At 63.0% G+C, this 22474-nt stretch carries 25 protein-coding genes; 9 read left to right on the top strand and 16 right to left on the bottom strand.

Annotation, left to right across the window (positions count from 1 at the left end; translation table 11 throughout):
- Positions 1-94 precede the first annotated feature (94 nt).
- Positions 95-2329: a DNA topoisomerase IV subunit A gene (parC, locus tag HOC_RS03380; RefSeq protein WP_035535871.1), complete on the bottom strand. Its 2235-nt coding sequence runs from the start codon at positions 2327-2329 to the stop codon at positions 95-97.
- 122 nt (positions 2330-2451) lie between these two features.
- On the opposite strand from parC, the gene HOC_RS03375 reads away from it, so the two are divergent.
- The 3 genes from HOC_RS03375 (at position 2452) to HOC_RS03365 (ending at position 4288) form a co-directional block, all read left to right on the top strand.
- The gene (locus HOC_RS03375; RefSeq protein ID WP_035535870.1) at positions 2452-3135 is read left to right on the top strand and encodes an extensin-like domain-containing protein; all 684 of its coding nucleotides are present in this window, start codon (positions 2452-2454) and stop codon (positions 3133-3135) included.
- An 81-nt stretch (positions 3136-3216) separates the two neighbouring features.
- On the top strand, positions 3217-3645 hold the full coding sequence (locus tag HOC_RS03370) for an MAPEG family protein (protein ID WP_035535869.1): 429 nt from the start codon (positions 3217-3219) through the stop codon (positions 3643-3645).
- 31 nt (positions 3646-3676) lie between these two features.
- Entirely contained in the window at positions 3677-4288 is a 612-nt protein-coding gene (locus tag HOC_RS03365) for a glutathione S-transferase family protein (RefSeq protein ID WP_035535868.1), read from the top strand.
- On the opposite strand, the gene recO is transcribed toward HOC_RS03365, so the two are convergent.
- The 8 genes from recO to rpoZ all read right to left on the bottom strand — a co-directional run bounded on the left by recO (position 4285) and on the right by rpoZ (position 11229).
- The gene (gene recO / locus HOC_RS03360; RefSeq protein WP_035535867.1) at positions 4285-5016 is read right to left on the bottom strand and encodes a DNA repair protein RecO; all 732 of its coding nucleotides are present in this window, start codon (positions 5014-5016) and stop codon (positions 4285-4287) included. The genes HOC_RS03365 and recO overlap by 4 nt on opposite strands.
- Before the next feature lie 175 nt (positions 5017-5191).
- Positions 5192-6139 (bottom strand): GTPase Era, encoded by a 948-nt coding sequence (gene era, locus HOC_RS03355; RefSeq protein WP_035535866.1) that lies wholly within the window; start codon positions 6137-6139, stop codon positions 5192-5194.
- Positions 6136-6891, bottom strand: a complete 756-nt coding sequence (rnc, locus tag HOC_RS03350) for a ribonuclease III (protein WP_084146111.1) — start codon at positions 6889-6891, stop codon at positions 6136-6138. The genes era and rnc overlap by 4 nt, the downstream gene beginning before the upstream one ends.
- The gene (acpS, locus tag HOC_RS03345) at positions 6891-7295 is read right to left on the bottom strand and encodes a holo-ACP synthase (RefSeq protein WP_035535865.1); all 405 of its coding nucleotides are present in this window, start codon (positions 7293-7295) and stop codon (positions 6891-6893) included. The genes rnc and acpS overlap by 1 nt, the downstream gene beginning before the upstream one ends.
- Positions 7292-8035, bottom strand: a complete 744-nt coding sequence (locus tag HOC_RS03340) for a pyridoxine 5'-phosphate synthase (RefSeq protein WP_035535864.1) — start codon at positions 8033-8035, stop codon at positions 7292-7294. The genes acpS and HOC_RS03340 overlap by 4 nt, the downstream gene beginning before the upstream one ends.
- Positions 8035-8616: an orotate phosphoribosyltransferase gene (pyrE, locus tag HOC_RS03335; protein ID WP_035535863.1), complete on the bottom strand. Its 582-nt coding sequence runs from the start codon at positions 8614-8616 to the stop codon at positions 8035-8037. The genes HOC_RS03340 and pyrE overlap by 1 nt, the downstream gene beginning before the upstream one ends.
- Positions 8606-10870, bottom strand: coding sequence for a RelA/SpoT family protein (locus HOC_RS03330; RefSeq protein ID WP_035535862.1), 2265 nt, complete (start codon positions 10868-10870; stop codon positions 8606-8608). The genes pyrE and HOC_RS03330 overlap by 11 nt, the downstream gene beginning before the upstream one ends.
- 8 nt (positions 10871-10878) lie before the next feature.
- Positions 10879-11229, bottom strand: coding sequence for a DNA-directed RNA polymerase subunit omega (rpoZ, locus tag HOC_RS03325; protein WP_034736985.1), 351 nt, complete (start codon positions 11227-11229; stop codon positions 10879-10881).
- Between the two features lie 157 nt (positions 11230-11386).
- On the opposite strand from rpoZ, the gene HOC_RS03320 reads away from it, so the two are divergent.
- Positions 11387-11956, top strand: a complete 570-nt coding sequence (locus HOC_RS03320; RefSeq protein WP_035535861.1) for a LabA-like NYN domain-containing protein — start codon at positions 11387-11389, stop codon at positions 11954-11956.
- 297 nt (positions 11957-12253) lie between these two features.
- Here HOC_RS03320 and HOC_RS03315 read toward each other — a convergent pair whose 3' ends face one another.
- From HOC_RS03315 to HOC_RS03285, 7 genes are all read right to left on the bottom strand, one after another.
- A complete protein-coding gene (locus tag HOC_RS03315; RefSeq protein ID WP_035535860.1) occupies positions 12254-12967 on the bottom strand; it encodes a hypothetical protein in 714 nt (237 codons plus the stop codon).
- A gap of 63 nt (positions 12968-13030) precedes the next feature.
- On the bottom strand, positions 13031-13378 hold the full coding sequence (locus HOC_RS20995) for a hypothetical protein (protein ID WP_156950361.1): 348 nt from the start codon (positions 13376-13378) through the stop codon (positions 13031-13033).
- Positions 13379-13429: 51 nt separating this feature from the next.
- A complete protein-coding gene (locus HOC_RS03305; RefSeq protein ID WP_035535956.1) occupies positions 13430-14977 on the bottom strand; it encodes an acetolactate synthase large subunit in 1548 nt (515 codons plus the stop codon).
- Positions 14978-15257: 280 nt separating this feature from the next.
- Positions 15258-17129 (bottom strand): feruloyl-CoA synthase, encoded by a 1872-nt coding sequence (locus HOC_RS03300; RefSeq protein ID WP_035535859.1) that lies wholly within the window; start codon positions 17127-17129, stop codon positions 15258-15260.
- Entirely contained in the window at positions 17126-17911 is a 786-nt protein-coding gene (locus tag HOC_RS03295; protein WP_035535858.1) for a potassium channel family protein, read from the bottom strand. The genes HOC_RS03300 and HOC_RS03295 overlap by 4 nt, the downstream gene beginning before the upstream one ends.
- Entirely contained in the window at positions 17908-18501 is a 594-nt protein-coding gene (locus HOC_RS03290; RefSeq protein WP_035535857.1) for an HD domain-containing protein, read from the bottom strand. The genes HOC_RS03295 and HOC_RS03290 overlap by 4 nt, the downstream gene beginning before the upstream one ends.
- The gene (locus HOC_RS03285) at positions 18498-19838 is read right to left on the bottom strand and encodes a dihydroorotase (protein ID WP_035535856.1); all 1341 of its coding nucleotides are present in this window, start codon (positions 19836-19838) and stop codon (positions 18498-18500) included. The genes HOC_RS03290 and HOC_RS03285 overlap by 4 nt, the downstream gene beginning before the upstream one ends.
- Before the next feature lie 112 nt (positions 19839-19950).
- Here HOC_RS03285 and HOC_RS03280 point away from each other — a divergent pair, with 112 nt between their 5' ends.
- Genes HOC_RS03280 through HOC_RS03260 form a run of 5 tightly spaced genes read left to right on the top strand, consistent with a single transcriptional unit; the run spans position 19951 to position 22469 of the window.
- Complete coding sequence (locus HOC_RS03280) at positions 19951-20511, top strand: biotin transporter BioY (RefSeq protein ID WP_035535855.1); 561 nt, start codon at positions 19951-19953, stop codon at positions 20509-20511.
- Between the two features lie 9 nt (positions 20512-20520).
- Positions 20521-21330 carry a CAF17-like 4Fe-4S cluster assembly/insertion protein YgfZ gene (gene ygfZ / locus HOC_RS03275; RefSeq protein ID WP_035535854.1) on the top strand — a complete coding sequence of 270 codons (810 nt, stop codon included), beginning with the start codon at positions 20521-20523 and terminating at the stop codon, positions 21328-21330.
- A complete protein-coding gene (locus tag HOC_RS03270; RefSeq protein ID WP_035535853.1) occupies positions 21323-21901 on the top strand; it encodes a DNA-3-methyladenine glycosylase I in 579 nt (192 codons plus the stop codon). The genes ygfZ and HOC_RS03270 overlap by 8 nt, the downstream gene beginning before the upstream one ends.
- A gap of 2 nt (positions 21902-21903) precedes the next feature.
- Positions 21904-22110: a hypothetical protein gene (locus tag HOC_RS03265; RefSeq protein ID WP_035535852.1), complete on the top strand. Its 207-nt coding sequence runs from the start codon at positions 21904-21906 to the stop codon at positions 22108-22110.
- 44 nt (positions 22111-22154) lie between these two features.
- The gene (locus HOC_RS03260) at positions 22155-22469 is read left to right on the top strand and encodes a hypothetical protein (RefSeq protein WP_035535851.1); all 315 of its coding nucleotides are present in this window, start codon (positions 22155-22157) and stop codon (positions 22467-22469) included.
- The last annotated feature ends 5 nt before the right edge of the window (positions 22470-22474 follow it).

Here is a 22474-nt window from a genome sequence, read left to right as displayed (position 1 = left end):
CGAGCTGGGGCGTGTTGCGATCCTTCGACTTCGCTCAGGATGAGCCGTTCGCCTGAATGTTGAACAGGACTACGGCCATTACGTCATCCTCAGTCTACCCATTAAACGTGCCCGACTTCGGGAAGCCTTTTGGCACGGTCTTGCCGGCCTGGGCGCGTTTGCCGATCCATTCCTGCCATTCCGGGAAGGCGCGGTGGCGACCGCCGGTCATCACGATCAGGCCGTCTTCCTTGTCGAATGTCATCACGTCGGCCATCGCATCCTTACCGCGATAGGCCTGCAGCTTGTTGCCCTTGCCGCGCGCCATTTCAGGCAGCTCGTCGAGCGGGAAGATCAGCATCTTCCGGTTCGTGCCGACCACGGCCAGCATGTCGCCTTCAACCGGAATGCATACGTTCAGTGTGCCCTCGCCGGGGTTCACGGCCTGCTTGCCCGCCTTGCGGTTGGATTCCAGCTCTTTCTCGTCGACCACAAAACCATAGCCCACGGTCGAGGCCATGACGCGCTTGCGACCTTCCTCGTAGCGGAACATCGCGACGATATCGACATTGTCTTCCAGGTCGATGGACAGCCGGATCGGCTCGCCATGCCCGCGTCCTCCCGGCAGCTTGTCAGCCATCAGCGTGAACGCGCGGCCATCAGACGCCATCAGGATGATCTTGTCCGTACTCATCACTTCTTCCGTCAGGTACAGCTCGTCGCCATCCTTGAACTTGGTCGAATCCGGGTCGAGCCCGTGCCCCTTCATGCCGCGTATCCAGCCTTGCGCGGAGAGAACCACCGTCAGCGGCTCCTTCGGCTTGGAGGCTTCCAGCGCGGCGGCGAGGTCGACGTCCGGCGCGTCCTCGAACTGCGCGCGGCGGCGGCCAAGCTCGGTATCCGGGCCAAGCGTATCACGGGCGGCTTTCAGCTGTTTCGAAACCGTCGTCCACTGGCGCGCGGTTGATCCGATCAGCTTGACCAGCTCGTCGCGCTCTTCGACCAGCTTCGCGTGCTCGCCGCGAATTTCCATCTCTTCCAGCTTGCGCAATGCACGCAGGCGGAGGTTGAGGATGGCTTCGGCCTGAATGTCCGTGATGCCGAACCGGGCGATCATCACCTGTTTCGGCTCGTCTTCCTCGCGGATGATGCGGATCACTTCATCAATATTGAGGTAGGCGACCAGATAGCCATCGAGGAGGTGCAGGCGCTTCTCGATCTTGTCGAGGCGGAACTCGGCCCGGCGCACCACCACTTCGCGGCGATGCTCCAGATAGGCTTGCAGCACGGCCTTGAGGCCCATGACCTGCGGCGCACCCTTGTGCAGCACGTTCATGTTCATGCTGAAACGCGTTTCCAGGTCGCACGACTTGAACAGGCTTTCCATCAGCACATCAGGCTCAACCGTCTTGGCGCGCGGCACCAGAACAAGCCGTACATCCTCGGCGCTCTCGTCGCGCACATCGTCCAGCAGTGGCAGCTTCTTCTGCTCCAGCAGTTCGCCCAGCTTCTCCAGCAGGCGCGACTTCTGCACCTGATACGGAATCTGCGTGACGATGATCTGGTAGGTGCCCCGGCCGGTGTCTTCGACTTCCCACTTGGCGCGCATGCGGAAACTGCCACGGCCCGTCTCATAGGCGTCCAGCATGGCTTCCTGCGTCTCGACGATTACGCCGCCGGTCGGGAAGTCAGGCCCCTTCACGAAGCCCATCAGCTGTTCAGTCGTCGCTTTCGGCGTCTCGATCAGGAAGCGCGCGGCATCGATCACTTCAGCCGCGTTGTGCGGCGGAATGCTGGTCGCCATGCCGACCGCGATGCCCGTCGCACCATTGCAGAGGAGGTTCGGGAATCCCGCCGGCAGGACGACCGGCTCTTCGTCATTCTCGGCATAGTTGGCGCGGAAATCGACCGCGTTCTCGTCGAGGCCTTCCAGCAGCAGCTCGGCCGCATGCGTCATCCGCGCTTCGGTGTAACGATAGGCAGCCGCGCTGTCCCCATCGATGTTACCAAAGTTGCCCTGGCCATCGACCAGCGGGTAGCGAACGTTGAAATCCTGCGCGAGGCGCACCAGAGTGTCATAGATCGAGCTGTCACCATGCGGGTGCCAGTTACCCATCACATCGCCAACGATCTTGGCGCACTTGCGGAAGCCGCCTTCGGGATCCAGCCGCAGTTCGCGCATGCCATACAGGATACGGCGCTGGACAGGCTTCAGCCCGTCGCGCACATCCGGCAGGGCGCGGGAGGTGATGGTCGAGAGCGCATAGGCAAGATAGCGCTTCGACAGCGCCTCGCTCATGGGTTCGTTTATGATCCGGTCTTCCGGGCCGTCATCTAGCAGGTCGGACATTCTGGCCTCTTTGCATCTCGTGCCACATTCTGGTGCAGGACCGAATCTATACCGACTCGGAGCCGCTGTGCAGCATTAACAAAGACGGGGGTTTGGTTAAGAAATGGGTAAATCGCAAGTACATGACTGAGTTTCGGGCCTGGCTCCTCCTTCTCGGCGTACCGCTCCTGCTGGTGGCCATGCTGGTATGGCTGGCCCCGCCCCGGCATAACCCGTTTGCGCCGATAGACCTGACCGACCGCATCGGCCTCGCCACCCACGCCAAGCTGCAGCGGGCCCGCGACCAGCGCGAAGTCTGCTTCAAGGCCCTGGACGATGCCGGCGTGCTCTACACGCCGCTGGAAGACGCGGAAAAGGGCGAAAAATGCGGCCTTTACAATGCCTTGACGCTTGACCGCACGCTAACGCCCTATTCCGCCACGCTCAGCATGACCTGCGCAGAGACCGCGGCCGTTTATACATGGGAGCGCCATGTCGCCCGGCCCGCAGCTGTGGAAATCTTCGGCTCTCCCATCGCCCGGATCGAGACCTATGGCAGCTTTTCCTGCCGCAACATCGCCGGCAGCAGCCGCCTCTCCCAGCACGCCCATGCCAATGCGGTCGATATTTCAGGCTTCCGGCTGGAGGATGGCCGCCTGATCGACGTGAAAACCCATTGGAAACAGGGCGGAAAGGAAGAGAAATTCCTGAAACGCGTCCATGATGGCGGCTGCGATATCTTCTCGGTCACCCTCGGGCCCGACTATAACGCCGCCCACAAGGACCATTTCCACTTCGACATGGGGCCGGGCCGCGTCTGCCGCTAAAGCCTTGCCCCAGCGTCGCCCCTTCTGCGCCCGGCAATCTTCGCTACACTCCTGAGAAACAAGAAGATCAGGGAGTTTCGAATGACCCATGCCATGCTTCTGCCCGTCGCGGTCCTCGCGGCCTGGTCACTGGTGATGTGGATATGGATGCTCGCGACGCGCGTGCCAGCCATGGGCAAGGCCCGGATGCATCCTGAAAAAGCGAGGCACACACGCGGCGACGCCTGGAATGCCCTTCCGTCGGAAGTCCGGCAGGTTGCCGACAATTACAACCACCTGATGGAACAGCCGACCATCTTCTATGCGTTGGCGCTGGCCCTCGCCATCAGCGGCGCGGCTGGCATGATCGATGTCGGCTTTGCGTGGGCCTATGTCATCATCCGGATAGGACACTCGCTCTGGCAGGCGACGGCCAACAAGGTGATGATCCGCTTCTACTTCTTCATCGCCTCGACATTGATGCTCTTCCCGCTTGCCGGGCGGGCGATCTACATCCTCGCCACAAGCTGAAAACAACAATCATTCCAAAGGGAAGCGCCTCATGAAACTCTACACATCCATCGGCCCCAACCCGCACGTCGTGCGCATGTACATGGCCGAGCGCGACATCACCCTGCCCACGCAGGACGTGGATATCGTGAAGGGCGAAAACCTCGGCGAGCCCTATCTGTCGGTCAATCCGGCTGCCCAGTCACCCGCGCTGGAGCTGGACGATGGCACCATCATCACCGAGATCTGGCCGATCTGCGAATACCTCGACGAGACCCATACCGGCGACAGCCTGTTCGGCGCCAATCCCGAGGAACGCGCCCAGACGCGCCGCTGGACCCGCTGGGTCGACCTCAATGTGCTCGAGCCCATGACCAATGGCTTCCGCTTCTCCGAAGGCCTTGCCATGTTCAAGGATCGCACGCGCTGCCTGCCGGACGCCGCACCGGGCCTGAAAGCCCGCGCGCAGGACAAGCTGAAATTCCTCGACGGCCAACTCGCCAGCCGCGCCTATGTGGCCGGTGACAGCTTCAGTTTCGCAGACATCATGCTGTTCTGCTTCCTCGCCTTCGGCAACCAGGTCGGCCAGCCGCTGAACCCGGCCTTCCAGCATCTCACCGCATGGTTCGAGAAAGTCGGCGCCCGGCCAAGCGCCAGCGTCTAGACCCGCTTCAGGAGCCGCGCCACAAGCTGGGCCCTCTGGGCCGGTACGGCGCGGTTCATGCCGTTGAACACGCGCGCCTCGATGAAATAGCCCGTCAGCGCCAGCCCGTCGGCAATGTCATCTACACCCACCGGCGCGCCCGGCGTCACAAGGAAGCCCGGCAGACGCAGAAGGCGGCTGACATATTCTTCCGCCTCCGAGCCACGCACGGCTCGGCCCGTCTTCGGCGACACATGGGTGAGCCCATCGTTCGCACCGCTCAGCGCACATTCATCAAGGTCCAGCCCAAAGCCCAAAGCCGACAGAAGGCCCAGCTCCCAGCGCACGTAGAGCGCGGGCCAAACTTCGCGCGCCTCGATCTGGTCGAGCAGGATGGTGGTTGCCTCGTAGAGCGCCGAACCGGCGGCATCGCCCTCGTCCAGCGCACCGCGCAGAAGCGTCGTCACCGCCGATATGGCCGACAGCGCACCGGCATCGTCCAGCACGCGCGAGGCCCGCTCCCGGCTCGCCTCCGCCACGTCAAAGCGTCCGAGCTGTTCCTCCAGCCGGCCTGTCCACGATAATGAAACGGTATTCCCGGCCTCATACTGCGCCCGACGCGCCCGCGAGGCGCCGCCATAGACAAGGCCCGACCGGCGGCCCCTGGTCTTCGTCAGCACATCAATGATGAGACCGCCCTCACCAAACCGGCGACCGCCAAGGATCAGGCCTTCATCGGTCCAGTTCATGCTGAAGCCCCCTCTCCCTCTGGGAGAGGGGGTTGGGGGTGAGGGGTCACAGGCTTGCCCATTGGCATCTGGTTGCGGAGGCGAGCGGCATCATTCAGGCAATCCATCAAATCATGCTCCCGGGGGCACCACGGTGTCCCCTCACCCCAACCCCTCTCCCTAGGGAGAGGGGCTTCTAGACATCAAACTCCAGGCCGATACCGGAATAGCTGTCGCGGCGCTCCTGCCATTTCTCATCCACTTTCACGAACAGGAAGAGGTGCACGGGCCGGTCGAGCATCTCGATCAGTTCCTTGCGGGCCATGCGGCCGATCTCCTTGATCGACGCGCCATTCTTGCCCAGCACCATGGCCTTGTGGCCATCGCGCCCGACAATGATGACCTGCTGCACACGGACAGACCCGTCCTTCTTCTCTTCCCAGCTCTCGGTCTCCACCATCAGCTGGTAAGGCAATTCCTGGTGCATGCGCAGCAACAGCTTCTCGCGCGTCACTTCAGCAGCCAGCAGGCGCATTGGCAGGTCGGCGGTCTGATCCGGCGGATAGAGCGCCGTGCCCGCAGGCATGCGATCGGCCAACGCAGCTGACAGCCGGTCAACGCCATCGCCATTCTCGGCCGAGATCATGAAGATCTCGTCGTAGACGCCCGTGTCATTGAGTTCGCCCATCACCGGCAACACCTGATCATGCGGGAAAAGGTCGATCTTGTTGAGCGCAAGGAAGGCGCGCTTCTCGGTCAGCTTCAGTTGCTCGATCACGCGCAGGTCGTCGGCAATCGACATTTTTTGCGCGCCGGTGGCATTGCCCGCCTTGTCGGCCACCCAGGCCGAACTGTCGATCAGGTGCACGATGGCATCCGCGTCCGCCGCGCCGCTCCAGGCCGCTTTCACCATGGCCCGGTCGAGCCGGCGCTTGGCCACGAAAATGCCGGGCGTATCGACCAGCACGATCTGCGCATCGCCCACCTGCGCCACGCCCCGCACGGGGAAGCGCGTCGTCTGCACCTTGTGCGTCACGATGGCGACCTTGGCGCCGACGAGGCGGTTGGTCAGCGTGGACTTGCCCGCATTCGGCGCGCCGATTATGGCGGCAAAGCCTGCGCGGGTGATTTCAGTTTCAGTCATTGTGTTCCAGTCAAGGTGTTCAGCAGCAAGGCGGCTGCATTGCGCTCGGCGTCGCGTTTGGAGGATCCGGTGGCAATTGCCTCGCCATGGGGCGCCACTTGTACTTCTATCTCATAAACAGGGGCGTGGTCAGGGCCCGAACGGCTGACGACGCTGTATTTCGGCAGCGGAAGGCCTTGGCCCTGCGCCCATTCCTGCAACAGCGTCTTCGGATCGCGCGTTTCCACGGGGGCGGACTCAAATTGCTGTGCCCAGCCCCGCTCGATGAATTTGCGCGCGGCAGAGAGGCCGCCATCCTGATAGATCGCGCCAATCATGGCCTCGCAGGCATCGCCCAAGGTCGATTCCCGGTCGCGTCCGCCTGAGGCCACTTCGCCGTCCGACAGGATGATGTAGTCCTGCAGGCCGAAATGGCGCACGGCCTCGGCGCAGGCACCCTTCCTGACGAACCGGTTAAGGCGGGGGGCAAGGTCGCCCTCGCTCTCGGTCTTGCGGCGCTCGATCAGGCGCTCGGCAATGGTCAGGTTCAACACGCGGTCGCCGAGGAATTCCAGTCGCTGGTTCGACAGGCGCACAGAGTCCGCCGACGCCACAGCGCTTGGATGGGTCAGTGCGCGCACCAGCAGGTCACGGTCCTTGAAACTATAGCCGATCCGCTCCTGGATCGCCTTCACGTCCGCATCAGACAGACTCGGCACATGCGCTTTCGCAGCAGCGCGCAGGCGGGTGCGTTTTGGGCGGGCGGCTTTCATCAGACGGCCGGCAAGGCTTCGATAATCACCTGGGCTTCCGCCCACGGATGGTCATCGGTGATGGTCAGGTGGATAATGGCCGTGTGGCCCTCCGGCGTCATCGCCGCGAGCCGCGCGGCCGCGCCGCCAGTCAGCGCCACGGTCGGCTTGCCGCTCGGCAGATTGACCACGCCCATATGTTGCCAGTGCACGCCGCGGCGCGGCACGCCGGTGCCCAGCGCCTTGGCGCAGGCCTCTTTCGCGGCAAAGCGTTTGGCATAGGTCTCGGCGGTCAGCTTGCGGCGACGGGCCAGCGCAATCTCGGTCTCGGTGAAGACGCGCTTCTCGAACCGCTCGCCAAAGCGGGCCAGCGTCTTCTCGATCCGCTCGATATTGCAGAGGTCGTTGCCGATGCCGATGATCATGCGCGCGCCTCGTCCATCAGGCGGCGCATCTCGCCAATCGCGGCCGGCAGGCCAATGAAGATCGCCTCGCCGACAAGGAAGTGGCCAATGTTCAGCTCGGTAATCTGCGGAATGGCCGCAATCGGCTTCACCGTATCAAACGTCAGCCCGTGACCGGCCTGCGGCTCGATGCCAATGCGATGGGCCTCTTCAGCGCAATTGCGGATCCGGTCCAGCTCCAGCTCGGCCAGCTTGGCTTCGCCCGCATGCACCAGTTCGACATAGCGCCCGGTATGAAACTCGGTAATCTGCACGCCCAGCGCATGGGCGGCATGCAGCTGCACCATGTCCGGCTCGATGAAGAACGAGACGCGGCTGCCATTCTTGTTCAGCTGACGGACAAAGTGCGCGAGATGGTTGTGTGCCCGCGCCGCATCAAGGCCGCCTTCGGTCGTCAGCTCTGCGCGCTCTTCCGGCACGAACATCGCCGTCTCGGGTTTGAACTTCAGCGCGATCTCGAGCATTTCCTCGGTCGCCGCCATTTCCATATTGATCGGCAGCGCCGTGGCGTTGCGGATTTCCGTCAGGTCGCCATCGCGAATATGCCGGCGATCTTCGCGCAGGTGCAGCGTGATGCCGTCAGCGCCGGCTTCCGTCGCCATCAGCGCCGCGCGCATCGGGTCAGGGTGCGAGCCACCGCGCGCATTCCGGATCGTTGCCACATGGTCGATATTCACGCCGAGGCGTATCCGCTCCGCCATCAGGCAAGGCCCCGCGAACCGGGCTTCACCGCTTCCATTGCGGCGAGTTCCGGCGGCAGGTCGTCTGCCGCATAATCCGGGAAGTCCACCGCCGCGAGCGAGACCAGCTTGCAGCCGACATCGGCCTTGCCGTTCGACCGATCAATGATGCACGCCCCGCCGACGACTTCGCCCGGCAGCTTGTCCAGCGCCTCGACCGTCTCGCGGAACGACAGGCCCGTCGTCACGATATCCTCGGCGATCAGCACGCGCTCGCCTTCGGCAATCGAAAAGCCGCGCCGGAACTGAAGCTTGCCATCCACTCGCTCGGCAAAGATCGCCCGCGCCTTCAGGTGCCGCGCCAGTTCATAGCCCGGAATGATGCCGCCAACGGCCGGCCCGGCCACCACGTCGATCTTGCCAAAGGCCGCCGTCAGCTTAGACGCCAGCGCCTTGCACAGCTTTTCCGACAGGTCAGGCTGCGAAAAGACGAGCGCCTTCTGCAGGAAGACGGGGCTGCGCCGTCCGGAGGAAAGGATAAAATGCCCCTCCAGGAGGGCACCTGCCTCGCGAAACACCGCGAGTACGTCTTCATTCGTCATATTCTAGCTCCTGGTCGCGCACGGCCCGGTCCACAACGGCCAGGGATCGCAGTGCGGCAAGTATCTGCGTCAGGCGCTTCAGGTCTTCAACCTCGATCTCCATCACCAGCTCGGTAAAATCGGTGCCGCGCTCGCTTGTGGCGATCCGGATGATATTGCCATTGGACTGGGCAACCGCCGTGCAGAGCTTGGCCAGCACGCCTTTTTCGTTCGCGGCATTGATACGGATACGCCCCACGGCCACCGCGCCGGTTTTGGCCAGCTCGGTCCATTTCAGGTCCACCCAAAGCTCCGGATGGTCGTCATACTCGGCCAGTTTCGGACAGCTCGCGATATGCACGACGAGGCCCACGTCGGGCTCCTGCACACCCATGATGCGGTCACCCGGCAGCGGGCAGCAGCACTGGCCGAGGTGCAGGGTCACGCCCGGCGTCAGGTCCGTGCCGGACACCAGCAGCGGCGCATGCTCGCTGTCGAGGCGCAGCTTGTTGTCGGCATCAAAGCGTTCCGCGCGATAGCCCGGGAAGGCCGCTTCCATAATGTCAGCCGAGGAGACGCGTCCGCGCCCGACGGCTTCGGCCATCTCCTCACGGTTTTCAAATCCGGCGAGCTGGGCCGTGTGCGTCATCTTCACATCAATCGGGTCGATGCCTGCGCGGCGCAGCGCCATGTTGATCAGGCCAACGCCAAGGCGCCGGAACTCGATCTGGTCACGCTCGCGCACCAGTTTGCGGATGGCAGACCGCGCACGGCCCGTCAGTGTCATCGCTTCCCAGCCGATCACCGGCGCGGGTGTCTTGCCGCGCAGAATTTCCACCACGTCGCCATTCTTCAGCGGTCGGCGCAGCGACTTCACCTCGCCATTGATCTTGGCGCCAATCGTCGTGTCGCCCACGGCCGAGTGCACGGCATAGGCAAAGTCCAGCGGCATCGCGCCCGCAGGCAGGATGATCAGCTTGCCCTTGGGGCTGAACGCGAACACGTGCTCGCGGTACATTTCCAGCTTCGCATGCTCGAGGAATTCGCTCGGCTCAGCGCCATCCTGTATCAGCTCGGCAAAGGCTTCGAGGTTGGCCGCTGGATCAAGACCCGCCGCCCGCGCTGAATCCACATCGAAGCCATAGGACTTGTTCTTGTAGCCCCAGTGCGCTGCCACGCCGAACTCGGCCGTGCGGTCCATCGCCCGTGTGCGGATCTGCAGCTCAACGCGGCGGTTGCCAGCCGCGCGCACGGTCGTGTGCAGCGAGGCATAGCCGTTTGGCTTCGGCACCGAGATATAATCGCGGAAACGGTCAGGGATGCACGCCCACAGCGTGTGCACCTCGCCCAGCACGCGGTAGCATTCCTCCACCTCGTCGACGATGATGCGGAAGGCAAAGAGGTCAGCCACATCGAGGAAGGAGATCGATTTGCGCTCCAGCTTGCGCCACAGCGAATAGGGCTGTTTCCGACGGCCTTTGATCTTGGCCTTGATGCCAGCCATTTCCATCAGCTGCCGCAGATCGCCATCTATCCGGTCGAGGTCATCAGCATTCTCGCGCGCCAGCTCTTCCTGCCGGTAAAGGATGGCGCGGCGCGCTTCCGGGTTCAGCTCCTGGAAGGCCAGGTCTTCCATCTCGGCGGCAAGCGTATAGAGGCCCACGCGGCGGGCCAGCGGCGCATAGATGTCCATCGTCTCGCGGGCGGTGCGCTGGCGGCTCTCGGCCTTCTTGCGGTAATGCAGCGTGCGCATGTTGTGCAGCCGGTCGGCCAGCTTCACCAGCAGCACGCGCAGGTCGCTGGTCGTCGCGAGGATGAATTTCTGGAAGTTCTCGGCCTGCGCGGATTCCTTGGACGTGAATTCCAGCGCATCGAGCTTGGTCACCCCGTCGACCAGTTCGGCCACATCGGCGCCAAAGCGCACTTCAATGTCGCCAATGTCGATGCCGGTATCTTCGACCACATCGTGCAGCAAGCCTGCCACGATGGTCACTTCATCGAGGCGCACATCGGCCAAAAGGCTCGCGACCTCAACGGGATGAGAATAATAGGCGTCGCCGGAATCGCGCGTCTGCTCGCCATGGTGCAGCTTGGCGAAGTCATAGGCCGCGCCCAGCAGCTCGGATTTCACGCGCGGGTGGTAAGCCCGCACCTTGGCGATCAATTCTTCGCGGGAAAGCACATGTGGAGATGCAAGTGGAGCGTCAGCCGAAACGGCTTTGCCAGCCGTGTCGCCAGCCCCTTTGTCCTCAGCGGAAAGGGCGCTGCCGTCCATGGAGCCTCCTAGAGTCGGTCGTCGCGTCCGGACTCGATTTCAGCCTGATAGGCACGCATCACGTCGTCTTCGGTCGCAGCCGGGCCGGACATGAGCGCGATACGGTCGGCTTCGCGTTCGCTTTCCTCGCTCGGGCGCACTTCCTGCAGGTTGGAGATCATGGCTTCCTTGACGACTTTCAGGTCGACAGACTCTTCAGCGATCTCGCGCAGCGACACGACAGGGTCTTTGTCATTGTCGCGGTCCACCGTCAGCGGCGAACCTTCACGGATCATGCGGGCACGATGTGCAGCGAGCAGGACGAGCTCGAAACGGTTCGGCACTTTCTGGATGCAGTCTTCGACAGTCACGCGGGCCATGGGCAGTCAATCTCCTTGAAGCCGACCCTTATATGCAGTGCAACAAGCTGGCGCAACCCGGCCTTGCGCCTGAAACGCAGCCTGAGTATGCCAGTTCTATAAGTATTTTCGGCGTTTTTATTAGCCTATACCCTATATTACCTGAGGAATTAAGCCAATGGCCTTTTACAAGGACGAGCGCCTGGCGCTGTTCATTGATGGCGCGAATCTCTATTCAGCGGCCCGCGCGGTCGATCTGGAGATCGATTTTCGCAAGCTTTTGAAGGAATTTCAGGGCAAGGGCCGCCTCCTGCGCGCCAATTACTACACCGCCTTGGTCGAAACCGACGAATACAGCCCCATCCGCCCGCTGGTCGATTGGCTCGCCTATAATGGCTACAATGTCATCAAGAAGCCCGCCCGTGAGTTCACCGACCGGGAGGGCCGCAAGCGCGTCCGGGGCAGCATGGATGTGGAACTGGCCATCGACATGCTCGAAATGGCCGCCAATGTGGATCATATCGTGCTGTTCAGCGGCAATGGCGACTTCCGGCGGGCCGTGGAAGCCGTGAAAGCCCGGGGTGTGCGCGTCTCGGTTGTCTCCACTGTCGCCTCCAATCCGCCGATGATCGGCGACGAGCTGCGTCGCGAAGCCGACAATTTCATCGACCTCGAAGACCTCGGCGACCGCGTCGCCCGCCCAAGGCAGGGTTTCGAGGGCGGCCCCGAAGGCGACGGCGAAAACTGAATCTTCCAAAGGCTCATCCTGAGCGCTCTTTCCACACAAAGAGCCCAAGCCGCGCACCACATCCCGCCCATCTTCTCCTACCCGTCCCCACTCAGCCTATAATGGCCATGCTGCACGAGTTCCCAGCTCGTGTGGCTCGTTCACGACTGGCGCGGGATGGCAGGCCGAAGGTGCGCACCTTCTACCCTACCTGACCAACAGACTGACAACGCGCGCCCGGAGCTTTCCTCCCGCGCCCTTTTTGTCCAGGAAAACCGGATGGCCCCGCCAGTCCGGCTTTTGGCGCAGGCTCCAGGATCAGCCCATGTTCGCCCGCACGGCAGGCGCCAACCGCTCGGCCTCGGCCTGAAAACGCGCCCGCATTGGCTCGGCCTCAGCACCGAAATAGACCTCCGCGACACTATCCAGCCCAGCCATAAAGTCGGAAACAACCCGCGTCATGTCCGGCGAATCCGGTGCTTCAGCCAAGTCACGCGATGCCAGCGCCGTATATCCAGCGAGCAAAATCCGTTCGTGGACGGCGGACGGCCATTCATTCGCGTAGGCGATAAGATATTGGTTGCAGAAATCCGCAAAGGCCGTCTCGCTGAACAGCCATTTCTCGTTCACGTCCCAAAAATAGTCCGCCGTGTTGACCAGTTCAGGATCGGCCCCGCGCGGCACAGTGGCCGCCGCCACGGCGCTCAGCCATTTCTTCCGGGATCGGGAGGGGATGGACGCCGTAATGATGTGGGCAACGGTATAGACCGGAACGTCATCCAGCTGATCGCGCGTATGGTCCTTGATATAATCGTCGAAGGCGTTCTGCGTGTTGGCAGCTGTCACGATTTTCGACATCAGCATGGCTGCCGTCACAGGATCAGGTGCAGTCTGGGAATCGGGAGGTGACGCCGTAATAGGCGCATTGCCGCTTGCATGGATGCGCCCCTTGGCAAAATTATAGATGATCGACAGCACAACAATCGCCACCACGGCTATCACGGCGATCACGCCCCAGCTCATGTCTTCCATGGCCCGTCTCCTCTATCAGCCACTTTAGACAGCTAACGGAGGAATCTTAACAGAGGGAAAACCCTAGCGGCGCGAACGCTCGCGCACGTAAATCACGCCGGGATGGCGCCAGGCCTGCACAACCGTGGTGAGCGACCAGACCCAGTTGGCGATCAGGACGAGGAAGCCGAAGCCGCTGAACGGAATGAGAATCACGCCCACCGGGATCAGCATCAGCTGAATGATCGCTGTTCCGATACGGCCGACAAAGATCGTGCCCAGTCCCGGAACGAAGAAATTAAGGATAAAAGCGACGAACTTGAACGTACTGCGTGTTGCGCCAACCGCCACGCGGCCAGCCATCTGGCCGACGCCGGGCCTCTGCGGGATCAGGTGGTCGCGTTCATATTCGGAAGATGGATAAGTGCTCATGATTCCCATGTGGCCCCATTAACCACATCATTCAATAGCACTATGCATGCCTTATCGGGCAGGCACATGCGCCGCGATCAACTGCGGACCTTCCGCCGCAAAAGCCCGCTCCAGCGCCTGGTCGAACGCTTCGGCCGTATCGACCGCCACGGCCGGCACACCGAGGCTTTTTGACAGCGCCACCCAGTCAATCTCCGGCTGGTCCAGCTCCAGCATGCTCTTCGCCGTCGGCCCGGGATTGCCCGCGCCGGTGCGCGCCAGCTCGATATTCAGGATACGGTAGGAATGGTTGACGAACACGACCGTCACCACGTTCGCGCCCTCGCGCGCCATGCTCCACAGCGCCTGATTGGTATACATGGCCGCACCGTCGCCCGTCAGGCACAGCACTTTCCGATCCTTCGCCGCCACAGCCGCGCCGAGCGCCAGCGGCATGCCCTGCCCGATCGCCCCGCCGGTCAGCTGCATCCAGTCATGCGGCTTGGCCTTTTGCGTCATCAGGAAGGTCGGCAGGCCGTTCGACACCGCATCATCCGACACAAACGTGCCTTCCGGCATGTGCCGCGCAATCGACTGGCCCACGGCCACCGCGTTCAGCCCGCCGCTCGGCAGGCCTGGCTGCTCCAGCGTCGCCATTGGCGCCGCCTCTTTCGCGCCGAGTTCATCGGCCAGCGCCTCAAGGATCGCCGCACTGTCGCTCTCCGGTCCGCCAAGGATCATCGGCGCACAGCCTTCCGGCACCAGCACGCTCGGCTTGCCCGGATAGGCAAAGAACGCCACCGGCACCTGCGTGCCCGCCACCAGCATCAGGTCGCAGCCTTCAAGATCGGTCATCGCGCCTTCGGCAAAATACTGCATCCGGTCCGGAATGAACCGTCCGGCACCCCGCGCCTGACGCGGGAAGAACGTGTCTGTCACCACGCGCACACCGGCCGCCTTCAGCCGCGCCGCTGTCGCGAGGCCCGCCTCGGTCAGCGCCGTACCATTGATCAGGATCATCGGTTTTGACGCGCCCTTGATGGCCTTCGCCGCCGCCTCGACACGCGCCGCATCCGGCGCCCGCAGCGACGGCCGCGCGCGCTTCTTGCCGGGCTTGCCGCCTTCCAGCCAGGCCGTATCCGCCGGCAGGATCAGCGCCGCTGGACCGGAGATCGGCGAGAGACTCGCCTCCCACGCTTCCGCTGCCAGCTCACCTGCCGACGCCGCAGTGTCAGCCGATTTTATCCAGACAGCGTTCGGCCCCGCCATGCCGCGAATGTCGGACGCGAGCGGCGCGTCATAGCGCTGGTGTGGTACGGCATGGTCGCCGATCACGTTGACCATCGGCGTCCACGCGCGGCGCGCATTATGGATGTTCGCGCCGCCATTCAGGTAACCCGCACCGAGGTGCAGCAACGTCATCGCCGGGCCACCCGACACCCGCGCATAACCATCGGCTGCGCCCGTCGCCACGCCCTCGAACAGGCACAGCACCGAGTTGATCCGCGGCTCATGGTCCAGCGCCGTCACGAGGTGCATTTCCGATGTGCCGGGATTGGCAAAACAGGCGCTCACGCCATGGTCGGCCAGGGTCGAGACGAGGGCTTCCGCACCAGTCATGTTGCGTTCAGGTTCACTCGCCATATTCGTATCCGTCCCTTGTGTGTTTGCGCATGTGTTTAGCGTGTTCACGGGAGGGGTCAAAGCGGGACGGGCCGCAATCTACCGGACAGACTTGGCGTTAGCCTGGTAGTCTTGCGACCCGCCCGCAGCCAAAGGGGATCTGGCTGGAGCCGCGCAAAGGGTGGACGAGCGGCTCCAGCCTCAGCCTAAGTATAGATGAAATGAATTGCGACAGAAAAGACGGCCTCCAAAGAGGAAAATAACCGATTTTCTGTCTTCAGGCGCCTATATCTATTACGCCCTCAAATAGAGAATGCGAATACAGCTTCGAAACATCGGCTTTTCGCAAGTCCAGCGTCCGCGACTGGTTCATGTAGCCCTTTTCAGTAATCTCGCCCGCATCAGCCTGCGGCGGCGTTTCCTGCAGCAAAATGCGCGCAATCCGGGCCGACGGTTTCGGGTTCTTGGCATTATAGGCCTGAAGGCCTTCCTTCACCGCCGCGATGACTTTGGGATGATGCGCCAGCTCGGCCAGCGGCAACGCTTCGCCGACAAAGCGCTGGCACCAGGCCTCGTTGAGGAAGCCGAGCAAGCAGATCGCATCCTCGTTGAGGCCGCACACCACCGCATCAGACAGCGCCCCGCCGGTGGCAGCCACGGCCTGCACGCGCACCGTGCCGGCTGACACCCATGTCCCGCTCGCCAGCTTGAATTCCTCTGCCGTGCGCCCGTCAAAGGCGAGGCCCTTTTCGGGATGGTCCGGATCGACAAAGCGCACCGCGTCGCCAAGCCGGTAGAAGCCCTCATCGTCAAACGCCTCAAGCGTGCGCTCGGCATTGCGGAAATAGCCCGGCGTCACGTTCACGCCCTTCACGCGCAATTCCAGCTTCTGCGCATTCGGCACCAGCTTGAACGTATTGCCCGGCAGCGGCAGGCCGATCAGGCCCATAACATCATTCGGCCAGTGCACGTTCGAGGCGGTCGGCGATGTCTCCGTCGCGCCATAGCCAGCCGACAACGAAATGCGCTCGCCGGTCACGCGCACGGCCACGGCCTGGATGCGCTCATAGATATCCTGCCCCATGGCTGCGCCGCCATAGGCCATCGACACGAGCCGCTTGAAGAAGGTCTCAGCCAGCGCGTCATTGCGCTCCAGCTCCGTTGCCAACGCCGCCCAGGCGGCGGGGACGGTCGTGTGCTGCGTCGTGGCGATTTCCGTCAGGCTGCGTATCATTTCCGGCAGGCGCGCAGGCGTTGGCGCGCCATTGTCGATATAGAGCGTGCCGCCCCAGTCGAGCATGTTGTGAAGGATGGAATGGGCGCCATAGGTGTGGCTCCACGGCAGGAAGTTGCACATCACCTGCGGCCCGCCGCAGATCGCGTCGAGGCGCTCCTCATCCCACACGGAGCGGATCATCTTGGCATTCGCCGCCACCATGCCATGCAGGTTGATCACCGCTTTCGGCTCGCCGGTCGAACCGGACGTCAGCATGTATTTCGCGACCGTGTCCGGCGCCAGCGCGTCATACGCGTCATCCACCGCCTGCGTCGGCTCCTTGGCGAAGCGGCCTATGCTCACGCAGTCGCATCCCTTCGGCTCGCGGCGGCTATAGATCACCAGCCGGTCGCCCACGCCCATGCCATCAAGCCCGCGCTGGTAGGCCGCGCCATCCTCGACATAGATGATCTTCGGCTCGGTCAGCTGGTCGATATATTTCAGGCGCGCGAAGTCTTCGCTGAGCAGCGCATAGGCCGGCGTCACCGGCACAACAGGGCTGCCCGCCCACATGGCGGCATACATGATCAGCGCATTGTCGATGGAGTTCGACGCCAGGATCATCACCGGCGCATCGGGCCCAGCGCCTGCCTCGACGAAGGCCTGTGCCAGGCGGCGCACCCGCTCCAGCCCGTCGCCATAGGTCATCTCGCGCCAGCCATCGGAGGCCGGGTCTTCCGGCACGCGCTCGGCCAGCCAGATCCGCTCGGGCGCTTCGGCGGCCCATTTCACCAGCGGCGCCAGCAGGTGCGGGGGGTGCGCCTTCAGCGGCTGGCCATTGTTCAGGTAGATCGTGCCGTCCGGCCGGCGGTCCACGTCCAGCTTCAGCGGCAGGTAGGGAACTTCGCGGAACGGAATGCCAGACGTACTCATACTTGCCCTCTTGTATCGATATGCATCACGCGCCCGCAATGCTTGCAGTGAACGGCGTCGCGGTCATGCAGCAACAGGCCGCAATCCTCGCATTCGCATTCCACCTTGTCACTCGGCTCGATGATCGCCCGCAGCAATTGCAGGAACATGGAAAGGCCCAGCACCATCACGAGAATGGCCACAAAGCGGCCCAGCTGCCCCTCAAGTATGACATCGCCATAACCAGTCGTGGTCAGGCTGGTCACCGTGAAATAGAGCGCGTCGATATAGGTGTGCACGTCAGAGCCCGGACGCCCCACCTGCAGCGCATAGACCAGCGCCGCCGTGATGAACACGAACACGACAAGGTTCGTTATCTTGTCGATGATCCGCTCGTGCCGCTGGAAGAAAGGCGTCAGCACGCGGATGCGCTTCACGAACGTGAAGGCCCGCACGGCGCGCACCGCGCGCAGCACCCGCAGGAACGCAAAGTTCGACACCAGAAGCGGCGCAAACATGGTCACCACGACAATCATGTCGGCCCAGTTGATCCATTTCATGAAAAAGAGATGCTTGTGCCGCGCGATATAGAGCCGCGACAGCAGGTCGAGCAGGATCACCCCGCCGATGATGTAGTCGACAATGAAATGCGTCCGCCCCCGCGCCTCGAACGGCGCCCACAGGAAGTAGACGATCGTGACCATGTCGAAGATCAGCATCGCCCAGCGGAAGATGAACGGCCACGTTCCATGCCCTTCGTACAGCCAGAACAGCTGCCGGTTCAGCCCCTTGCGATCACTCATAGGGAGGCCTCTAGCGCCGCCACCGACCGTGCGAGATTCGCGCGCGCCGCCTCTTCCCACTCCGCACGGCACGTATCGGTGAAATAGAGTCGGTCCCGCTTCAGGAAGTCTTGCAGGATCATCGACCGTGCGGCCCGAAACGCCATGTCCGGAACAGCAGCATATTCCGCGCGTACGTCGCGCTCATATTGGTCAAACACGTCCGGGCGCGCCGCGAGGATCGAAAGGTCCATATCGAGGAAGAAGCAGAGATCGCTTTCGTCCTCCGGGCTCAGTCCTTCCGGAACGACATGCTTGGCCGTCGCCCGGATGATCTTGTCCGCAAGCGCAAGGTCATCCGGCGCAAGATGTGTGCCCGCCTCCGCCCGCAGCAGGTCTGCGCTCTCGTCCTCATTGTCCTTGGCCATCGGGTCATAGATCGCATCATGCCAGTAGAGCGCCCAGAGCACGGCCTCAGGCCGATTGAGGTGCGGCTTCAGTCGCTCGAAGTGACGCAGCAAAGCCTCGATATGCGCCCATATATGATAGTGGCGCTGCGGCTCTGCGTAGCGCGTCTTGAGCGGCTCAAGAAGGTCGCTAGGTGGGATCAACCCGCAGGCTCCAGCGTCTCGTTGAAGCGCACGGGTTTGCCGCCGCCCTTCTGCGTGATCTCGCCGTCGCGCATCACGAACTTGCCGCGGATGATCGTCGCGACGGGCCAGCCGGTGGCTTCCATCCCGTCATAGGGCGTCCAGCCGCATTTGGCCTTGGCCCATTCATTCGTGATGGTTTCCTTGCGCTTCATGTCGACAACCGTGAAGTCCGCGTCATAGCCCTCCGCGATGCGGCCCTTGTTGGCGATGCCGAAGACGCGCTGCGGCCCGGCGCTGGTCAGCTCGACAAAGCGCTGCAGGCTGAGCTTGCCATTGGCCACATGCGTCAGCATCAGCGGCACGAACGTCTGTACGCCCGGCATGCCAGACGGCGACGCCGGATAAGGCCGCTCTTTCTCTTCGCGCGTGTGCGGCGCGTGATCGGTCGCCAGCACATCGACGATCCCGGCATTGAGGGCGCGCCAGAGCGCATCCTGATGGCGCTGTTCACGCACGGGCGGGTTCTGCTGGGCAAAGCCCTTCAGCCGTTCATAGCAATCAGGCGCCGCCAGTGTCAGGTGGTTGGGCAGCACTTCGACAGAGGCCACGTCCTTGGCATCGCGCAGCAGCTCCATCTCTTCCGCCGTCGAGATATGCAGCACATGGATGCGCTTGCCCGTCTTGCGGGCCAGCCGCAGCAGGCGCCGCGTCGAGCTGACGGCCGCTTCCACGTCGCGCACCACGATATGGCTCTGCCAGTCACCCGGAACGGCCAGAGAACGGCGCTCTTCGAGGCGGTATTCGTCTTCCGAGTGGAAAGCCGCCCGGCGCTTGATCGCGCGCAGCACCGCTTCAACGCCCTCGTCATCCTTCACCAGCAGGTCGCCGGTCGAGGCGCCCATGAAGACCTTCACGCCGCAACAGCCCTGCATCTGCTCCATCTCGGCCAGCAGGTGCGGATTGTCATTCGTCGCGCCGGCATAGAAGGCGTGGTCGACATCCATGCGGCCCTTGGCGCGGTTCAGCTTGTCGGTCAGCGCCGCCGGCGTGATGGTCGACGGATTGGTGTTCGGCATTTCGAACACGGCCGTCACACCGCCCAGCGCCGCAGAGCGCGCCTCGGTTTCAAGGTCGGCCTTGTATTCGAGGCCCGGCTCACGGAAGTGAACCTGGCTGTCGATCACGCCCGGCAATATGTGCAGGCCGGTCGCGTCATAGACTTCCCCGGCCTGCGACGCGTCGAACTTGCCGATCGCGACGATCTTCTCGCCATTGATCGCCACATCCACGCGCTCTTCGCCGCCGGGCGACACCACGGTGCCATTCTTCAGGATCAGGTCATATGTCTTGCTCATAGGCTCCTTATGCTCCCGTGCGCCGGGCCTGTCATCCCGTGACACTGCCGCAGCGCTTGACCTCGCCCCTGCTGCACCGCACAACCGCCCCTTATCAGCTACAGGACCACCCATGAAACACACTGCGCCCGCCGCTTTCGCCCATCCCGCCCTGCGCCCGCTGGCAATCGGTGCCCTCGGCGTCGCGGCGCTGACAGCCTCCTCCTATATTTCCGTGCCCATGTATCCGGTTCCGGTGACGCTGCAGACCATGACGGTGCTGCTGCTGGGCGCCCTGTTCGGCCCACGCATGGGCGCAGCCATGGTTCTTTCGTGGCTGGCGCTTTCCTTTACCGGCGCGCCGGTGCTGGCTGACGGCAAGTCCGGCCTCGTGGCCTTTGCAGGCCCGACGGCTGGCTATCTGGCCGCCTTCCCGATTGCCGCATTCCTGGCCGGTTACCTGCCCAAGGGCGACCGGATCGGCGCCCACGCCCTGCGCCTTGCTGGTTTCCTTGGCCTTCATGGCCTCGTGCTTGGCCTCGGCGCAGCCTGGCTTTCGGGCTTTGTCGGCGCTGAAACCGCTGTCGTTGCAGGCGTTGTGCCCTTCCTGATCGGCTCGGTCCTGAAAAGCGGCCTCGCCACGGGTCTCTACGCAGCATGGAAAGGCGCAGACAAAGCGGGCCGGGCACACTAGATTACCCACATGTCAAAACGCGCCCTGCCTGATCGCTCCATCGTTCGCCTGTCCGGACCGGACATGCTCGCCTTGCTAGAGCGCACCGTCACCCATTCGGTCGACAACTGGAACACGGGCGAGATGCGCTATGGCGCGCTGCTCACCCCGCAGGGCAAGATCATCGCCGACTATCTGGCCATGCTGTCGCTCGAGAATATTTATCTGGATGTGCACAGCCACGCCGCCGACGAGCTGGAAAAGCGCCTGAAGCTGTTCCGCCTGCGCTCCGAAGTCGAGATCGAGCAGCTGACCGATGACGTTGTCACCGAAGGCAGCTGGGTCGACGTGCGCTCCACGCAGCTGCCGCACCGCGCCATTTCGCCTGCTGCCGAGATCGGTGTCGAAATGTCTTACGAGGAATGGCACAAGACGCGCATCGCCGCAGGCGTGCCCGAATGGGGCGCTGACTATCGCGGCTCCGAAGTGTTTCCCACCGACGTGAACCTCGATATTATGAACGGTATCGACTACAAGAAGGGCTGCTTTGTCGGCCAGGAAGTCGCCAGCCGCATGAAGCGCAAGGCCAAGGTGCGCAAGCGCACGCTGCCTGTGCGCGGCGAAGGCCTGAAGCGCGGCGCAGATATCCTTGCGGGCTCGTCCATCGGCAATGTCACCAGCGTATCCGGCGAAATGGGCCTTGCCCTGATCCGCACCGACCGCATGGTTCAGGCCGATGCGGCCGGCAAGGCCTTCACCTGTGGTGGCCGCCCGGTCACAATCGACCGGCCCGAATGGCTCAAGATGGAACTCATTGCACTCACGGCGGCCAATGACTGACGCACCCTATTGCGGCTGGGCGCCGCTGAACGACAAACTCTATCGCGACTATCATGACGAGGAATGGGGCGTGCCGGAGCGCGACAGCCGCGCCCTCTGGGAAAAGCTGCAACTCGACGGCATGCAGGCCGGCCTCTCGTGGATCACCATCCTGCGCAAGCGCGAGTCGATCCGTGAGGAATTTGACGGGTTCGATCCGGAAAGCCTCGTGCGCTGGACGCCTAAGCGTATCGAAAAAGCGCTGCAAAATCCGGGCATCATCCGCAGCCCCAAAAAGATCGAGGCGACGATTGGCAATGCCCGCGCCTATCTCGACATGGCCACAGCGGGCGAAGACTTTTCCGCCTATTGCTGGGACTGGGTGGGCGGCGAGCCGATCGTCAACAGCTGGAAGGATTTCCGCAAGGCGCCGACATTCACCGACTGGTCAACCGCCATGTCCAAGGATCTCAAGAAGCGCGGCTTCAAATTCGTCGGGCCAACGATTGTCTACGCATGGGCACAGGCCGTTGGCATGGTGAATGATCATGAGATACATTGCCCCCGACACAGCGCTGTACAGAGGACCTGAGAATGCGTTTGGCTATCCTGATCCTTCCGGCACTCCTGCTTTCGGCCTGCATCACGGAAGACGCGACGCAGAGCCAGGAAAGCACCGATTGCAGCCTGATCGATTCGCCGGCGGACGAGGATGCCTGCCGTGCCTATGAGAAGACGAAGGCGAAAGACGCCAAAGCCGCAAGCGACAGCAATCCGACGGACCTTGCGCCCAACAACTGAGCGGCCATTCCCGGCCTCTGTGACCCCAACACCGTGGAGCCAACATGAAGAACGCCCTCATCCTGACTGCCCTCCTGTCGGGCGCCCTGCTTCTTGGTGCATGCGCCTCCGACAAGATCGCAAAAGAACGTGAGCAGATTGCCTGGTCACGCTGCGCCAACTCTCCGGGCCCTGAAGCCCGCAAGTCCTGCGTGACGACCCAGATTGCCCTGCTTGAAGCGGCAGCCCGTGCCGAAGCCGAAAGCATCGCCGCGCGGCAGCGCAGCTACGAAAACCGCGAGGCCGATCGCGTAGCCAGCGGCGTTTCCCCTGAAATGGCCCGCGAATCGTCCGATCCCGGCATCGAGCTGCCCCGCTAGCGACC

Source organism: Hyphomonas oceanitis SCH89, from assembly GCF_000685295.1.
In the GTDB taxonomy this organism is placed as follows: domain Bacteria; phylum Pseudomonadota; class Alphaproteobacteria; order Caulobacterales; family Hyphomonadaceae; genus Hyphomonas; species Hyphomonas oceanitis.
The sequence above is the reverse complement of the archived record's forward strand: the minus strand, read 5'-3'. Positions and strand labels throughout refer to the sequence as shown.

Bases quoted from the DNA above. Each gene is read 5' to 3' on its own strand.
- parC (WP_035535871.1), bottom strand. From the start codon at position 2,329: ATGTCCGACCTGCTAGATGACGGCCCGGAAGACCGGATCATAAACGAA.
- HOC_RS03375 (WP_035535870.1), top strand. From the start codon at position 2,452: ATGACTGAGTTTCGGGCCTGGCTCCTCCTTCTCGGCGTACCGCTCCTG.
- HOC_RS03370 (WP_035535869.1), top strand. From the start codon at position 3,217: ATGACCCATGCCATGCTTCTGCCCGTCGCGGTCCTCGCGGCCTGGTCA.
- HOC_RS03365 (WP_035535868.1), top strand. From the start codon at position 3,677: ATGAAACTCTACACATCCATCGGCCCCAACCCGCACGTCGTGCGCATG.
- recO (WP_035535867.1), bottom strand. From the start codon at position 5,016: ATGAACTGGACCGATGAAGGCCTGATCCTTGGCGGTCGCCGGTTTGGT.
- era (WP_035535866.1), bottom strand. From the start codon at position 6,139: ATGACTGAAACTGAAATCACCCGCGCAGGCTTTGCCGCCATAATCGGC.
- rnc (WP_084146111.1), bottom strand. From the start codon at position 6,891: ATGAAAGCCGCCCGCCCAAAACGCACCCGCCTGCGCGCTGCTGCGAAA.
- acpS (WP_035535865.1), bottom strand. From the start codon at position 7,295: ATGATCATCGGCATCGGCAACGACCTCTGCAATATCGAGCGGATCGAG.
- HOC_RS03340 (WP_035535864.1), bottom strand. From the start codon at position 8,035: ATGGCGGAGCGGATACGCCTCGGCGTGAATATCGACCATGTGGCAACG.
- pyrE (WP_035535863.1), bottom strand. From the start codon at position 8,616: ATGACGAATGAAGACGTACTCGCGGTGTTTCGCGAGGCAGGTGCCCTC.
- HOC_RS03330 (WP_035535862.1), bottom strand. From the start codon at position 10,870: ATGGACGGCAGCGCCCTTTCCGCTGAGGACAAAGGGGCTGGCGACACG.
- rpoZ (WP_034736985.1), bottom strand. From the start codon at position 11,229: ATGGCCCGCGTGACTGTCGAAGACTGCATCCAGAAAGTGCCGAACCGT.
- HOC_RS03320 (WP_035535861.1), top strand. From the start codon at position 11,387: ATGGCCTTTTACAAGGACGAGCGCCTGGCGCTGTTCATTGATGGCGCG.
- HOC_RS03315 (WP_035535860.1), bottom strand. From the start codon at position 12,967: ATGGAAGACATGAGCTGGGGCGTGATCGCCGTGATAGCCGTGGTGGCG.
- HOC_RS20995 (WP_156950361.1), bottom strand. From the start codon at position 13,378: ATGAGCACTTATCCATCTTCCGAATATGAACGCGACCACCTGATCCCG.
- HOC_RS03305 (WP_035535956.1), bottom strand. From the start codon at position 14,977: ATGACTGGTGCGGAAGCCCTCGTCTCGACCCTGGCCGACCATGGCGTG.
- HOC_RS03300 (WP_035535859.1), bottom strand. From the start codon at position 17,129: ATGAGTACGTCTGGCATTCCGTTCCGCGAAGTTCCCTACCTGCCGCTG.
- HOC_RS03295 (WP_035535858.1), bottom strand. From the start codon at position 17,911: ATGAGTGATCGCAAGGGGCTGAACCGGCAGCTGTTCTGGCTGTACGAA.
- HOC_RS03285 (WP_035535856.1), bottom strand. From the start codon at position 19,838: ATGAGCAAGACATATGACCTGATCCTGAAGAATGGCACCGTGGTGTCG.
- HOC_RS03280 (WP_035535855.1), top strand. From the start codon at position 19,951: ATGAAACACACTGCGCCCGCCGCTTTCGCCCATCCCGCCCTGCGCCCG.
- ygfZ (WP_035535854.1), top strand. From the start codon at position 20,521: ATGTCAAAACGCGCCCTGCCTGATCGCTCCATCGTTCGCCTGTCCGGA.
- HOC_RS03270 (WP_035535853.1), top strand. From the start codon at position 21,323: ATGACTGACGCACCCTATTGCGGCTGGGCGCCGCTGAACGACAAACTC.
- HOC_RS03265 (WP_035535852.1), top strand. From the start codon at position 21,904: ATGCGTTTGGCTATCCTGATCCTTCCGGCACTCCTGCTTTCGGCCTGC.
- HOC_RS03260 (WP_035535851.1), top strand. From the start codon at position 22,155: ATGAAGAACGCCCTCATCCTGACTGCCCTCCTGTCGGGCGCCCTGCTT.